Below are 14,829 nucleotides of genomic sequence, written 5' to 3' on the forward strand. Positions count from 1 at the left end.
GGAACAGCTATGAATTCCTATCAATTCAGCACCGCGCTTGAGCTTCGGGACGACATTGCCAAGAAACGTGTATCGCCAGTCGAGGTCGTAAAGCAGACGCTGGAGCGCATCGAAGCCGCCGAGCCACGACTGAACTGCTTTGTAACGTTGACACCGGACGTTGCAATGGACAGCGCGCGACGCGCGGAGAAGGCAATTATGCGGGGTGACCCGGTCGGCCCTTTGCATGGGATACCCATCTCGGTGAAGGACCTCATTGCGGTGGGGGGCATACGTCAAACTTTCGGCTCCCGTGCTATGGCCGAGAACATAGCGACCGTAGACGCGCCCTCGGTAAGCCGGGTGATTTCGGCGGGCGCCTGTATTGTCGGAAAGACGACCACAAGCGAGTTCGGCTGCAAGGCAGTCGGTGATTCCCCACTATCGGGGATTACTCGGAACCCTTGGGATGTCACCAAGACGCCCGGGGGGTCGAGTTGTGGTGCCGCGGCAAGCGTCGCCGCGGGGCTGACTCCATTTGCGTTAGGCACAGACGGAGGCGGCTCGATTCGCGCCCCGGCAGCCTTCACTGGCATCTTTGGCATCAAGCCGCAGTTCGCGCGCGTACCCGTCTTCCCGCCCTCGGCAACTCCGACGCTCGGGCATGTAGGACCGCTTGCCCGTACGGTGCGAGACGCAGCATTGCTTTTGGGCGTCATCGCAGGGGGCGACACACGCGACCCGTTTTCTCTGCAGGGCAGCGTACCCGACTTCCTTCACTCTTGCGAGCAGCCCGTGAAGGGGATGAAAATAGCTTGGAGCCCGAACCTAGGTTACGCAAAACCGACCGCTGAAGTCGTCAGCATCGTAGAGTCTGCCCTGATGAACTTTAAGGATATGGGTTGCGAAGTGGTTCTGCTTAAAGATGGGATTGGTGCGGACCCAGCCGACCTTTGGATGGCAGAGTTTTACGCTGGCGTTGGGACTCGTCTCAGCAAAATACTCAACGACTCTCCACAGCTATTGGACGCTGCTGTCGCGGATACGCTCGCAGTCGCGATAAACCAGGGGATGCGCTCTTATTACCAGACGGTGTTCGACCGGTACGACTTCCGGGAGCGAGTCCGGGCAGTGTTCGAAGAGTTCGATTTGCTGCTCTCGCCTACACTGCCCATCGCAGCGTGTGATGTCGGTGTAGATGTTCCGAAGGAGCTAGAGGGAAGTAATCTCTGCACTTGGCAATATTACACTTACCCGTTTAACTTGACGGGTCAACCGGCCGCGTCCGTTCCTGTCGGATTCACCTCTTCGGGTTTGCCTGTTGGGATGCAGATGGTCGCGAAACTCGGCCGTGAGACTGACATCTTTCGCGCCGCCGCTGCGTTTGAGGAAGCGAGGCCTTGGGCCACCTTAACTCCGCCCTTCGCCTGAAGCGGCGACCGGGCCTCGAGCACGTGGCGCTTCGCGTGTCAACTATGGATTGCATCGGGCCGGCGCCTGGACATGCCGCAGAGATTCAGCATCCTCATGTACGAGCTGACAAGTCGAACGCCGTGCTATGAAACGCATAAATCGTCGGCGGAGTCCAGTTCAGCCAACCAGCCGGCGATAAGCACCAAGGTGTCGAACTAGACCCTGTTCGTCGCAACGAATCTCGCTCAGCCGGGCAAGATTCAAGTGAACGTCTGCATGCGTCGGGTCAAGTTCTATGCATCGCTGATAGGCCACCGCCGCATCGTAGCGTCTCAGCTCTTCGAGAACGACCGCGCATTGAAGTGCAGTAATTGGCTCATCCAGTGTCGCTAGTATCGCTAAGAATTTCTTTCCCGCTCTGATAGCTTCCCTTGTTGCTGCGTACCCCATCGCGAGGATTCTGACGGTATCGCCGGGGGCGGCACGTCGGCACCCGGAATTCATGAAACGGAGACGCCAAGCGCGTGGCCGACGCCGAATGCGAGTACCGCTGCCAGAAGACTGTTGCTTCACCTCTGCGGCCGGTACTTCAGGAAGACGCACAGTCCCGTGCACTCTTACAGACGGTATGCAAACGCGTCGATTGTAGGTATCGCTTTGAAAGCGGGTCTCGCGAAAAAGTAGCCCTGCATCAGACTGACGCCGTTTGCAACAAAGAAGTCGCGCTCCTCCCGGGTTTCGATGCCCTCGGCGACGACACGAATACCGAGGTCATCACAAATTGATATGACGCCTCGCACGATGCGCTGGCGGACTGAATCAGTGTCGATGCCGCGGAGCAGTCCCATGTCGAGCTTGATGATGTCGGGCTGGAAATCGGCGAGCAGTGCGAGTCCTGAATAACCCGCTCCGAAATCGTCAATGGCCGTCAAGAAGCCGAACTTTTTGTATGCCCTGAAAATCTCGACCAGATGGGTGCGGTCGGCCAAATGTTCACCCTCAACCGTCTCGAAGATGATTTTTTCAATCGGGAAACCATGCGTCTGCGCGGCGTCCAGAGTGCTTCTTATGCATACCTCCGGCCTGTAGACCGCGTTGGGCATGAAGTTGATGGAAAGGAACGCATCAAGACCCAACGCGGTCGCGCTGGCGATAGCAACCTGCCGACACTGCTGGTCAAACTGATACTTGCTGGCGTCGTCAATTTGCGACAGCACCGAATGCGCCGGTTCCCCGTTTGCACCTCGCACGAGCGCCTCGCATGCGAATACGGTTTGGGCGCTTACGTCGACGATAGGCTGAAATGCAAAACCAATCTCGACAGGCAATGGCGTTGCGTCTCTGCACCCGGAACATTTTTGCGATTGTCCGTTACTTCCGTCGTGGTTATGAATCTTCAATGAATCCATGTCTGTCTAACGCCGCCGATATTTGCTGGTTGGGATTGCGACCATTGGCCTGTCGCCGGGCAGCGGTCATTTTTGACCCGCACTACCCTCTTCGCAGGGGGAACAGGAAACCTCCGTTGAATTTAACATGTCGCCGCGCACGCAGTTTCGGCCTGCTCTTTTCGCGTCATAAAGCGCGCGGTCAGCGGCGGCTAGCAACTCTTGAAGCGTCGGGGCTGCGTCTCCCAGGCTCGCGACACCCAGGCTTATCGTCGCCCTCAACTGTCCGACTCCGGTCTCAATACTGGCGCGTCCTACCGCTCGCCTCAGTCGCTCGGCGACCTCCATTGCCTCGTGAGTTGTGGTGGCGGGTAGCATCAGAACGAACTCCTCCCCGCCGAGCCTTGCAACAACATCCGATACTCGCAGCACCGCCTTCGCCTCGGCAGCGATACGCTTCAGGACCTCATCGCCTGCCTGATGCCCTGCAGTGTCGTTGATACGTTTGAAGTGGTCTGCGTCCAGCATAATGATGGACAGCGCCCGGCTCTGCCGTTGGGCGCGTGCAATCTCTGCTTCCGCAATTTCGAAGAAGTGCGCGCGGCTCGTTGCCCCGGTCAGATGGTCCGTTGTAAGAAGACGTTTGAGGTTATCGCTGTTAACCTTCCGCTCAGTCACGTCGCGCAAAACGACCGAGTATCCTGCGATGTCCCCTTCCGCCTCGCGCAGCACAGCGACGAGCAATTGGCCCCAATAGCGACGACCAGTCTTTGTTTCACACCGGAACTCTTCGACGTGCCAACCCTCGTCACGCGTCAGGGCGATGTGCTCAGGCGAGTGGTGCGAGCCAACCTCGTCCCGGGCATAGAAGCGCGAAAGCGTTCGCCCCATGACATCGGCCTCAGTGAAGCCCGTCAAGCGCTCGACAGATGAATTCCAGCTTTCGATACGACCGCGCGAGTCCAGCGTAAAGAACGCGAAGTCGTTGACACTCGTGTAGATTCCGGCCAGCCACGCCTCGGTCTGCCGGGCCCGACGCTCGGCAGCGACTTGTCGCGATATGTCCGACAAGACCGTCATCAATAAATTGTCGGCCACCTTGATGATGGAACAGCCAAGGACGATGGGACCATCCTTGGCCTGTGTCACAAACACCCGATGGTTCTCGCAAACCGGCCCGCGCTCTGCCTGAAAACTGCTCACCAGATTGCGGAGCTCCGGTGCGACGGACGCAAGGCTGTCAAAAATGTTTTCAATGTCTCCGTCTTTCACCAGAGGCATCAGAACCTGCGCCGCGAGCGGGTTCATCATGTCAACAGTGCCGTGTTTGTCACTGCGGACAATGCCGACCGGAGAAAGATACATGAACGAGAGCAGGGCCTCATACTCCGACTCGACGTCGTTCGGTTCTATGTTCGCCGTGCTCAATTTGTCGCCCTTCGCTCAATCAGCACAAAACGCGTCGCGTATTCTGGAGCTTTGAGCAATCGCAGGCGCACTGGCGTGGGGCGCATCCGCAAGGTCAGCACGTAGGGAACTACATGGTCTAGTCCGTCCTCGTCAGCGAATCGCTGCGCCACCATAAAGTTATTCATACAGGGCGCAACTTCCTCGAAGAAATGCTTCCCGAGCACACTCTCCGGTCGCAATCCGGCGTTCTTCGATTCCGTTGCGTTGTATAACGTGACAATCGCGTCCGGAGCGATGCCGATAAGGCCGAAAGGCAGCGCATCGAGGTGCTCGCCATCCAGCGCGAGGAGTTCTTCAATCCGCACAGCTTCAAATTCTTTATTCATTTTCGTCCCGCCCCATCCTGTCACACGAAGTCGGCTTGACGGTCTGGTTCAAGCAATAGGTAGCAGCCGCAACGCAAATCACTGCAGATACGTTGTCGGCCGCGCGAAGTCGAAACTTTAGCCGATGTGTGACATGAAGTGAGTCGTCGCATGCCCACATCGTCATTTGAGAACCCGCTGGGTGCGTGGCGCGGACAATTGCTCGCGCGAAGAACCGGCGGAAGCTGGGGGTTGGCGGGGAAGACATTAAAGCCGCGGCCCAGCACAAGCGAGAATTCGTCCTTCTCGACTTGTCGATGCCCGCGATGAGCGGTTACGAGGGATTGCACTGGTGCGGGACGCCGTGCGTCTTGACAGTCTCGTCGTCGCGCAATGACCGGAATCGGTTGCAAGAGGACAGGCGGCGCACAATAGCAGCGGGATTTGACGCTCCTCACAATACCACTGGCACTTCAGGCACCAGATTCAGTCGCGGCGAACAAAGGCTAAAGCGCCGGCGGACGACGTTGTCATGTCGTTGGACCGCCGTTCTCTGTCGGCAACTTTCTGGCGCCACGGCACGGCCACCCGACAAGCCGCGGCGGCGGGGCCGGCCCGCGGCAAGCCCTGAGTCACGAGACTGGACTTTCATGTCCGGCCTGAGGGGTCTAGCGTAGCGATGAGCGCCGTTAGTTCATCAATGTTAAACGGTTTCGAAAGCACGGTAATGCCAAGATGTCTTGCCCGGTCGAACTCGATGGCATAGCCGGTCATGAGTGCAACTCGTTGCGTTGGCCATGATGTATGTAACTTACAAAAGATTTTGCACCTTTTTCACTGTCGCAGATAGTGGGCGCCTTTGTGGAATCAAGCTCCTGTCGGTATGCTTTGCGCATAACGCGCTCCCGGGCACGGTCTCCCCGCTGACATAGCCCGTTCCTAAGCAAGACGCATACCGATAAAAAAGAGGTCGTGTCTCAGGCCCCGCAATTGGTCGGTCAGCTTTTCGATGCACCGCCGACTAGAGTTGCAGCAACGTGAAAGCGACGGTGGCGTGGTGGTTGCTGTCATCGCCGACGACAACGGAATAGTTATTCGCTGAAGGCTTCGTGTTCGAGTTGTTCGCGAGAAACATGGCGCACGTCCTTGCCCTTGACGACATAGATAATGATTTCCGCTATGTTCGTCGCATGGTCGCCAATGCGTTCAATGGCCTTCGCGATGAAAAGGTAGTCCAGCGCCATGGAGACCACTCGCGGGTCGTCCATCATGGAAGTCACCAACTTCTGTATGACCGCACGAAATTGTTCATCGATGGCGTCATCGTCGCGGACGATTTGTGCGGCGGAAACTGTATCGAGGCGCGCGAACGCATCAAGCGCACGGCGGAGAATAGTTATGGCCATCTCGCCGGATAGCGCGATTTCCGTGATATGGATGGCCAGTGCATTGCGGTCTTGCGCAATTCGTCGAGTCCGCTTCGCGACCTTCCGCGCTTCATCCCCAGCCCGCTCGAGGTTCGTGACGGTTTTCGAGATGGCCATCAGCAGACGCAGGTCGCGTGCGGCCGGCTGGTACCGCGCGATGATGTTGATGCACTCTTCATCGACTTCCGCTTCGAGGGCATTGAGTCGACGCTCATCGATGGTGATTCTGTCGACCAGCTCCAAATCGAGGTGGTTCAGCGCCTGCATCGCATTGATGAGTTGCGATTCAACGGTGCCGCCCATCTCGAAAACCTTGGACAATATACGCTTGATGTCAGCGTCGAATCGACTGGAAAGATGGTTATCGGGCATCGGAACTCCTGTCAGCCGACCAGCTGCTTTTTACTTGCCCCTCGGTTTCATAACCACTGCAGCGTAAGGAAGGGTGGCAGAAGCTCCACGAAAAGTGCGCAGGCATCCGGCGCAGCGGTGAAACGCGGGCTGCAGGGGCGGCCCGCTCGGAGCGTGGTAAAGCTACGATTTTGCTGGTCGACCGGTCTTGACGGTTTCGACCGCGGAAACAGCTGCCAGCAGACCCTCGGCGGTGGGAGCCGAGTCGAGCAAGAGCAGACCAGCGCGGATAAGCTCGCTCTTCTTCACCGAGACGCCTGCGTCGAGACACCGCTGTTTCAGCGCCGCGATTTTCTCGTAGTCGGACTTCGGCATCGTGAAGCTGTCGCGCACCACCTTCTCTTTCTTCGCGCGTTTCGCTTTCACATCGGCTGCCGGATTGACTTGCGCGGCCTCACCGGACTTCGCTCGTTTCCGTTTGTCGGCGTTCGTCGGAGCCGGCTGGGCATCTCGTGCTGCGGCCACGCTCTTCTCATCCGCTGCCTTCTCAACGGCTTTCGCATGGCCGTTGGCACTCTTCGGAAAGTGAAAGGCCTTCTTCGTCGGCTTCCTCACGCTGGGTTCACTCATGACCCACTCCAGTTTGATAAACGGTATAAACAGTATATACCGTTAATTTGCGATTGCCAGACCGCATTCGAGATGCCCCCTCATGCCAGAACCATCAAGTTGTCCACACAATCTGTTCGCAAGGCTGTGGGCAATTCGTGAGCAACCGGGGCAAGGTGCTGAGACCGTTGAAATTTGTGCAGTACGCACGTGCCGCGCGCGTTTGACTCGTCACCAGAAGCGAGGATGGTGCGGTGAAGTAAACACATCATTGGTGACACCAGAAGCTCTGCAGGTAAACGATGACAACCAGCCTGCTTCAACGATAGGTCGATTCAATTTGCACGCGGGTCGGCAACATCGTTTAATCGCCTCTCCGCACGCGCGTCCCCTCTCTTCGAAAGCCAGGAGCACTCGATGACCCAGCCCAACTTTGAAGATGTCGTCAAGGCAATCGCCACTGACACGAACACACCTGCTGAGACAGTTTCGAAGATGTATGCGGACACGTGGGCCGAATACAGCGACGGTGCACGCATCCTGGACTACCTGACCGTCCTGGTCGCCAAACGCGTTCGAGAAAATCTGCGCAATGTTCCGCAGGAACGGCACTAGGCGGTTGCCACAAAGTTCAGCACATCGCGCCCCGCGATGTCCAGCTTTGATGTCGCCTACAGGAAAGGGGCTGTTCTGGATACCGGCACTCTTTTGGTTTGCCTGCCGTTGACGAAGACAGTCCGGTTCGGTACCTTTTGTTAAATCAGAGTTACCGCAGAGTAGTGATTGATGGCCGACAGCTATGAGACGACCAGAGAAATTGAAATCGAACTGAATGGCTTACGCCACCGTGGCCGGTACCGGGTGATGGCAGGCACCGTCATCGTCTACTACGAGAGCGAAATCAAGTTTGCCGACCACGGAATCAATGGGCCTGAAGTAGTCGCGAAGTGGCTTCTGACCGATTTGGCACACCGCATCGACGCGAAGAAACGAAAATCTGCCCGTCGCTAACCGCTGCTGTAGATGCAGGGTACGTTGGCTGACCCGTCACCATGTCGTGCGCAACATCTCGTGTGCGATGCACATGCGACGCTTTTTCTGGTCGCCCAGATGCCTGACGGCCTCTTCGACGGCGGCGAACCCACCCAGTTGCAACGCATATTCCCGCAACAACGTTTCGCTCGTGACGAAGTCGTTCAGCTTGCCGAGTTCGTCCTGGACTGATGTCAGCAGTTCAATCGTGGCCTGATGGCTACCGTCGAGGACGGGCGAGAAAAACTCCAGCAGGTATCGCAGCTTTTTACCCGCGATGCGTACGTCGTGCAGCGCGGCGTAGTCGGGATGTTCAGGTTGAATTGCGCGCTTTGCTCTCTTCTTCAGTGCCTTCTCAGCCGATTCCACACGTTCTTCAGCAAACCCGGCAATCGCTGGATTGGTGGTTCGCGACTCCAGCTGGCGCCGCGCACCTGCCAGGGCCCGCTGCAGCACCTGTGCCACGCCGGCGTTCCCGATTGTTTGGCGGCTGAACGACAGCGCGTCAGCACGATGCCGGTCCACAGACTCGAGAAGCGAGGCAAATGCGTGCTGCATCACCAGGTCCGTCCCAAGCAGCTCGCGTAGCACGTCCCAGTCACGCGTTTTACCGGCGGCGTTAGCCAGTGATTTGAACTCGCCACGCCGCAATTCCGAATCCTTCCGGTCCAGCAGTGGCTCGTATGCCCACCAAAGCGAACGTAGCCGCCGCAGCGCGACGCGAAGCTTGTGCAAAACTTCAGGGTCGGCTTTCAAATGAAGTGCGCGAGCACGCCGCGCAGCGTCCGCAGAAATTGACGTCGCCAGGCAGACAAACGCCTCACCTGTCGACGTAACCACGGTTAACGAGTTCGCTTCTCCGCTGTCGTCGTCAGAAATCGGTGTGAACGGTCCCGCTTCCGCTGTTGCCGACATGAGAATGGGGGAGTTCATTTCCGGGACGCCCGCGGAGACGGCAGGATGGGCGAGGCAGTGAGCGGCTAGCAACGCGCCCGTTGAGCAATCCTACGACGTGCCATGAGTGCAGCCTTAACTGATATTCGTATCGTACAACGAATAATCACCGAAAGCCAATGCGCCCATTGGGCTCACCAAAGTGCCATAGACAAACCCAGGATGTCTGTAAATGCTTAAGGGCGACACGGATTGCATGAATTCGGCGGGCAACTGTCGGCGCCGTTCTTTGAGCGGAGACCGGCACCGGGTCAGGGCTCCCAATCCTTGAATCCGGGTGTGCGGTCATCGAAGGCGCCCCTGCCAAACACAGGTTGTGTCTGGCACTGTCTGGTTCCGAACGTCACATTTGACACGGAGCGCGTCTAGCTTCGATTGAGCATTCCTACAAAACTTTCGGGGAGGCAGCTCATGAAACCAACATTGATTGCCATTGCCTGTCTGAGCGGTGCACTTCTCTGCTCCGCCGCTCTTGCCGCCGACATCACTGGCGCCGGTAGCACCTTCGCTGCACCCATTTACACGAAGTGGGCCGACGTCTAAGGTCTCTAAATAGGGCACGGCAATGCCAGTCAACCACCGAACCTGCCTACAAAACCAGAAAGGCTAGGCCTGCGATTATGGTTGGCATGAGCGCGGCGCCGAGCAGTTTCATCGGACTCACTGCGCCTCCTGAAAACCGGTTTCCAAGTATCGCGAGGCCGGCCGGGTTCGGAGCATTTGCAATCACCGTCAATCCTCCGCCCGTCACCGCTCCTGCCACGAGCAGGTACTTTGCGCCGTCTGATAACCCAGGTATGAGCGACCCGAGATACGTGATGGCAGCGTTGTCCATGACCGCCGTCAGACCTGTTGCGCCGAAATACAGTGTCATCGCATCCATGGAACGCACAATCGGCTGAAGCCACCATTGCTGTAGTCCGCCGAGCACAACCAGGCCACCAAGGAAGAACGCGACCAGGAGGCTTTCGCGCAGCATGAGAGGCGACTGGTGGCGTTCGTAAGCGTGCGTGTAGCCCAGGAAAAAGAGGAACGCCCCGACGAACACGACAGCGTGATGCGAGTTAATGACGACCAGCGCGAGAAACGCGAGATGAACTAGCGTGACGCCAACCGGTACGTGTTGGGACTGTGAGGTTGTACCACCCTCGCTCCCTCGGGGCGTCGGCAAGCTCCTGGCAATCAGGGCGACGAAAGCCGTAGCATTGAAAACAACTGCGAGCGCTGCTTTCCATCCGAAGGTGGCTGCCATAAATCCGGTGCTCCAACCCCAGGCACTCGCGACCATCAACACCGGCGGTGCTGCATACGCCGTCATGACCCCACCGATGGACACATTCACGAAAAGCAACGCCAAGCCGAAATACTTCACCCGCTCGGAACTTCGCGCGGAGAACAGCGTGTCGCGCAGCAATAGCGCAGCGAGTGTCATCGCCGCAGGCTCAGTGATGATGGAGCCCAGGAGGGGAACGGCGGACAGGGAGAACCAGATAACGGCAACCTCGGTGCGCACAGGCAGAAACCGCGCGAGCCGCATCACAATGGCCGTTACCAGTACGAGAATGGGTCGACTCGCGGCGACCACCATAATGACAAAGACGAACAGCGCCTCCGTGAATTCACGATGCTCCAGGTACTCGATGGTCGCGTGTGACCCGACGAGCGCCCACATCACGAGACACAGAATCAGCGCCCAGAATCCGAAGACGACCTCCACCTCCGCGAGAAAGTGGAAGACGCCGGCATGCCGCGGGAAGCGGTGCGACAGCTTCTCAATGCGTGCTACGGCGAACGTATGAATGAGCGCAAGGGCAAAGATAACGGCGGCAGAAACTTCAACAGAATGAGGCATTGAATAAGGGGCTGGAGACGCTTTCGTGTTGACGACGCCATCATAATATTACAAATACCATACACATCAATCGGTCCGGCGGCGAGGACATTGCATCCGCGGCGCCTGCTCAGGCTAAGATGAATCGCTCGACGAGGGGAACTGATTGATGCCGCAATCGCCCGGACAATCCGACAATACTACGCGCTACGCCACCTATTCCCAGCGCGCTCGGGCCTTGTTCATTGATTCGATTTGGTGGACCGTCATCGTGCTTTTCGTGCCTCTCGGACCTTCAACTCAAGACCTGCTGCTGGCGCCTGACGCCTTTGCTTCGACTCTTGTGTTTTGGCTGCTGGTTGGCCAGTGCGTCCCGATTCTCGTGACTGGCATTCTTTGGGCCGTATGGGGCACATCTCCCGGTAAGCGCGCCTTGCGATTGCAAATCGTGGATGCAGATACGGGGCAGCCAATGACGGTCAGGCAAGCTTTCTTGCGCACAGCGGGCTACATGCTCACCTTCGCTACATGCGGAGCGGGATTTCTATGGGTTCCGTTCAATCCGCGTAGACAAGCGCTGCATGACCGGATGGCAAATACTGTTGTCATCGCTGGTTTGGCACCTGCTCAAATTCCGTAGAGATTTCCTGCATCACCTCCTCGCTGCGATTCCACCTGAATTATTTTGCAGCCAAATCTGCCTGGCTCGCGGCTAGTTTTTCCGAGCGCGTCCTTCGAATGCGAAATCATCACCCTTGTTGCGCCGTATACATTCTGCTGCCTGCATTGCGGAGCAGCCGCGCGACTGGTCGGACATCAACGGCAGCGGTCGCGGGACAATCGGTACTGTGGGATAGCCTTGAGATACCGGACAGGGTGGCGAAGTTAGCGCCCTGAGGCGAACGGCTGACGGGCGACGCTGACTCCGAGGGGCATCTCAAGACGCTTCGGAATGTGTCTGAAGGCCCCGTTCAGGATAAGGCGGGGCTCAACTTCACCAAGGGGCATTCACAAAAACAAGAGATGTACGCTAAAGAGAATGCTTAAAGAAGGAAGGTGAAACAAGGGGACTTGTGGGTTGGGGTGCTTAGGCCGAGGGACGGTGCTCGTTATCTAGCCAGTGCAGGTCGGCCAAGGCGGCATAAAGCGAAGCGAGGTCCAAGCCCATCTGTATAAGGCCCGGTATCTCATTTCTTTCCACAACGGCACGACCGTTCGGTGTGATGGCTTGCCGAAACGGTTTGGATACGTTCGTGTCTACCGCCGGTCCATTTTCGCTTCCGAAGAAGGTCGGTTCGTCTGCCTTACCCCGATGGCGCTAGCGCCCTGTCGACAACGACACAGCCGGCTCAATCTCGAGTTCTTTGGCGTAGGCGTCCAGATACTCCCCCACATGTGTCTTCAGCGTTTCGACGAACCGCTTGATTTTCGCGTCGACAAACTGTCGAGACGGATAGACCGCATAGACGTTGCGAACATGTGTGTGGTACCCGGGCAGTACGCGAACAAGCGTGCCGTTGCGCAGGTCATCCATCGCGGAGAATGCGGCGAGCAGGCCGATGCCCGCACCGTCGCGCAGCGCTTGTGACATCGAATCCATATCGTTGACGCTGAAGTGCGGTCCCGTGGGGCGGAAGGTCGCGTCGCCAGCAGCGCTCTCAAGACGCCACTCGTCGGGTGCGTAATCGACTGTCCCGAGCAGCACGCATTGGTGGTCGATAAGGTCTTCCGGGCACGTCGGTGCCGGATGGGCTGCCAGATACTCGGGTGATGCTGCGAGGATGCAATGACTCGTGCCGATGTTCTGGCTGACGTAGGCTGAGTCGGGCAGTGTTCGAGTAATCACGATACCGACGTCGAGTTGCTCTTCCAGCAGGTTCGGCATGCGCTGGGACAGCAGAAGGTCGACCGAGACCTCCGGATACGAGTCGCGGTACGCCAAAACGGCGCGAGTCACCAGAATGCGGCCAAGCCCTGGCACCGAGTGGACGCGCAACGTGCCACGTGGCTCAAGCAGGGCGTCACGCGCTTCGGCTTCGGCGTGCTCCACGTCGGTCAGGATGGCGACACACCGGTCGTAGAACCGCCGTCCCGCATCGGTGATGACAAGGCGGCGCGTCGAGCGCTGCATGAGCCTTGTGTCTAGCGACTCCTCAAGCACTGAGACCGCGCGTGAAATGTTTCCCACAGTGGTGTCGAGGTGGTTCGCAACCGCAGTGAAGCTCCCCATTTCGACGACTTTTACAAAAACCGACATGTTATATAGCTTATCCATCCCACCAGTCCCATTCGTCTGATTTCATCGTCTCGGCGCCGCACAGTCCACGCGCCATGGTGCACGGGCGTCCGGCCGTCATAGGCGAGTGCTGCCTTGCATTTCTGTAAGCATAACCGCGTTGGGCGCGCGGATTCTCCCTCTCACGGAAAGAATCATTCCTTCTGCCCTGGCTAAAACCGTTCGGGCTTCCCGCCTAGACTGGGTTCCGCAGACAGGCACTCACTGACAGCCACAAGCCAAAGCCCCCCTCCAGTCTCGCTAGACCCGACTACGTTGGGGGAAGCTCAATTATCTGGCCTGGCCTGAGTGCGAATTCATTTCGAATTGCCCACTATATTGAGGTTGGAAACAATGAACGCTCACTACGACTCCCTGTATCTTTTCATCAATGGCGAATGGATTGCAGCCAGCGAACGCGATACCGCTCCGGTCGTCAATCCCGCCTCGTTGCAGGAACTGGGCCGCGTGCCGCTCGCAACCGGGGCTGACCTCGAGCAGGCATTGCAAACGGCAAAGCGCGCGTTCGACGTGTGGCGCAAAACAGTACCGGCGGAGCGCGCACGGATTCTGAAAAACGGTGCGAACCTGATTCGCGAGCGCGCCGCTCACATCGCCGAATTGCTGACGCTCGAAGAGGGCAAGCCGCTCGCGGAAAGCCGCGACGAGGTGTTGCGCGCTGCCGAATATTTCGAGTGGTTCGCAGAAGAGGCGCGACGCATCGACGGTCGCGTGGTGCCGTCCAATCGTCCCGGTGTGCAGCAACTCGTGAAAAAGCAGGCCATCGGACCCGTCGCTGCTTTCACGCCCTGGAACTTCCCGGCCATCACGCCGGCTCGCAAGCTATCGGCGGCACTGGCCGCTGGCTGCAGCGTCATCATCAAGCCCGGCGAGGAAAGCCCGGCGACGGCGCTGGCGCTTGCCCGCGCCCTCGACGATGCCGGTCTGCCCAAAGGCGTGCTGCAGGTAGTGTTCGGCGTGCCCGACGAGGTGTCGAAGACGCTGATTGCGTCGCCGATTATCCGCAAGGTGACGTTCACAGGTTCCGTTCCCATCGGTCGTTTGCTTGCTGCGCGGGCAGCCGAGGGCGTGAAGCCGATTACGCTCGAGCTCGGCGGCCATGGCCCTGTGCTCGTGTTCAAGGACGCCGACGTCGAACGGGCCGCCGTCGAAGGCGCGGCGAACCGTTTCCGCGGGACCGGCCAGGTTTGCATCTCGTCGACACGCTTCCTGATTCAGCGTGAGGTCTACGACGAGTTCGCCGAGCACTTCGTGTCTGCTACCAAGGCGCTCAAGGTGGGGGACGGGATGCAGCCCGGCACGCAGGTCGGGCCGCTCGCGAATCCGCGCCAGATTGCCAAGATGGAAGAACTCGTCGCCGATGCGGTGGCGCGCGGCGCGAAGGTGCTCGCCGGTGGCAAACGCATCGTAGGAGATGGCTACTTTTTCGAACCGACCGTGCTTGCCGACGTGCCGATGGATGCTCGCGTGATGCATGAAGAACCCTTTGGCCCCATCGCAGTGCTGATGCGTTTCGACCAACTGGAAGACGGTCTCGCCGAAGCGAACCGCTTGCCGTATGGCCTCTCGGCCTACGCGTTCACGAACAACGCGCGCACTGCCATCGACGTTGGCGACGGCCTGGAAGCCGGGATGATTGGTATCAACCAGTACCGCATCGTGGCCACCGAGCTTCCTTTCGGCGGGCTTAAGGAAAGCGGAATCGGCTCGGAAGGTGGCGCCGAAGGCATCGAGTTCTATCTCACCAACAAATTCATCAGCCAAGTCTGAGGAA

Annotated in this window: 15 protein-coding genes and 1 pseudogene; 6 read left to right on the forward strand and 10 right to left on the reverse strand. The window is 58.3% G+C overall.

Going from position 1 to position 14,829, the window contains the following annotated elements:
- The first annotated feature begins 9 nt into the window (after nt 1-9).
- The gene (locus B0G71_RS31660; protein ID WP_116146750.1) at nt 10-1,410 is read left to right on the forward strand and encodes an amidase; all 1,401 of its coding nucleotides are present in this window, start codon (nt 10-12) and stop codon (nt 1,408-1,410) included.
- 159 nt (nt 1,411-1,569) lie between these two features.
- On the opposite strand, the gene B0G71_RS42740 is transcribed toward B0G71_RS31660, so the two are convergent.
- The 7 genes from B0G71_RS42740 to B0G71_RS31690 form a co-directional block, all read right to left on the reverse strand.
- Nucleotides 1,570-1,896, reverse strand: a complete 327-nt coding sequence (locus B0G71_RS42740; RefSeq protein ID WP_404935422.1) for a tetratricopeptide repeat protein — start codon at nt 1,894-1,896, stop codon at nt 1,570-1,572.
- Between the two features lie 113 nt (nt 1,897-2,009).
- A complete protein-coding gene (locus B0G71_RS31670) occupies nt 2,010-2,801 on the reverse strand; it encodes an EAL domain-containing protein (protein ID WP_116146752.1) in 792 nt (263 codons plus the stop codon).
- 66 nt (nt 2,802-2,867) lie between these two features.
- On the reverse strand, nt 2,868-4,208 hold the full coding sequence (locus B0G71_RS31675) for a diguanylate cyclase (RefSeq protein ID WP_116146754.1): 1,341 nt from the start codon (nt 4,206-4,208) through the stop codon (nt 2,868-2,870).
- Nucleotides 4,205-4,576: a PAS domain-containing protein gene (locus B0G71_RS31680; RefSeq protein WP_116146756.1), complete on the reverse strand. Its 372-nt coding sequence runs from the start codon at nt 4,574-4,576 to the stop codon at nt 4,205-4,207. Before B0G71_RS31680 ends, B0G71_RS31675 begins: the two co-directional genes overlap by 4 nt.
- Before the next feature lie 627 nt (nt 4,577-5,203).
- Nucleotides 5,204-5,329 carry a hypothetical protein gene (locus tag B0G71_RS42185; RefSeq protein ID WP_258875698.1) on the reverse strand — a complete coding sequence of 42 codons (126 nt, stop codon included), beginning with the start codon at nt 5,327-5,329 and terminating at the stop codon, nt 5,204-5,206.
- Nucleotides 5,330-5,646: 317 nt separating this feature from the next.
- A complete protein-coding gene (gene phoU, locus B0G71_RS31685) occupies nt 5,647-6,354 on the reverse strand; it encodes a phosphate signaling complex protein PhoU (protein WP_116146758.1) in 708 nt (235 codons plus the stop codon).
- A gap of 162 nt (nt 6,355-6,516) precedes the next feature.
- Nucleotides 6,517-6,963: a hypothetical protein gene (locus tag B0G71_RS31690; protein ID WP_116146760.1), complete on the reverse strand. Its 447-nt coding sequence runs from the start codon at nt 6,961-6,963 to the stop codon at nt 6,517-6,519.
- A 396-nt stretch (nt 6,964-7,359) separates the two neighbouring features.
- Here B0G71_RS31690 and B0G71_RS31695 point away from each other — a divergent pair, with 396 nt between their 5' ends.
- Together B0G71_RS31695 and B0G71_RS31700 are read left to right on the forward strand one after the other, a co-directional pair.
- Nucleotides 7,360-7,557: a DUF3562 domain-containing protein gene (locus B0G71_RS31695; protein WP_116146762.1), complete on the forward strand. Its 198-nt coding sequence runs from the start codon at nt 7,360-7,362 to the stop codon at nt 7,555-7,557.
- Between the two features lie 171 nt (nt 7,558-7,728).
- Entirely contained in the window at nt 7,729-7,953 is a 225-nt protein-coding gene (locus B0G71_RS31700) for a hypothetical protein (protein ID WP_116146764.1), read from the forward strand.
- Nucleotides 7,954-7,989: 36 nt separating this feature from the next.
- On the opposite strand, the gene B0G71_RS31705 is transcribed toward B0G71_RS31700, so the two are convergent.
- Nucleotides 7,990-8,907, reverse strand: coding sequence for a CHAD domain-containing protein (locus B0G71_RS31705; RefSeq protein ID WP_116146766.1), 918 nt, complete (start codon nt 8,905-8,907; stop codon nt 7,990-7,992).
- 432 nt (nt 8,908-9,339) lie between these two features.
- Between B0G71_RS31705 and B0G71_RS31710 the strand changes: the two are divergent.
- Nucleotides 9,340-9,465 (forward strand): annotated as a pseudogene (locus B0G71_RS31710) (phosphate ABC transporter substrate-binding protein PstS); the annotation flags it as partial.
- 52 nt (nt 9,466-9,517) lie between these two features.
- On the opposite strand, the gene B0G71_RS31715 reads toward B0G71_RS31710, so the two are convergent.
- The gene (locus B0G71_RS31715; RefSeq protein ID WP_116146768.1) at nt 9,518-10,780 is read right to left on the reverse strand and encodes a putative Na+/H+ antiporter; all 1,263 of its coding nucleotides are present in this window, start codon (nt 10,778-10,780) and stop codon (nt 9,518-9,520) included.
- 148 nt (nt 10,781-10,928) lie between these two features.
- Here B0G71_RS31715 and B0G71_RS31720 point away from each other — a divergent pair, with 148 nt between their 5' ends.
- Nucleotides 10,929-11,399, forward strand: a complete 471-nt coding sequence (locus B0G71_RS31720; protein WP_116146770.1) for an RDD family protein — start codon at nt 10,929-10,931, stop codon at nt 11,397-11,399.
- A gap of 678 nt (nt 11,400-12,077) precedes the next feature.
- Here B0G71_RS31720 and B0G71_RS31725 read toward each other — a convergent pair.
- On the reverse strand, nt 12,078-13,034 hold the full coding sequence (locus B0G71_RS31725; protein WP_116146772.1) for a LysR family transcriptional regulator: 957 nt from the start codon (nt 13,032-13,034) through the stop codon (nt 12,078-12,080).
- 354 nt (nt 13,035-13,388) lie between these two features.
- On the opposite strand from B0G71_RS31725, the gene B0G71_RS31730 reads away from it, so the two are divergent.
- Entirely contained in the window at nt 13,389-14,825 is a 1,437-nt protein-coding gene (locus tag B0G71_RS31730) for an NAD-dependent succinate-semialdehyde dehydrogenase (RefSeq protein WP_116146774.1), read from the forward strand.
- Nucleotides 14,826-14,829 lie beyond the last annotated feature (4 nt).

The sequence above is a fragment of the Paraburkholderia sp. BL27I4N3 genome (assembly GCF_003386115.1).
GTDB lineage: Bacteria > Pseudomonadota > Gammaproteobacteria > Burkholderiales > Burkholderiaceae > Paraburkholderia.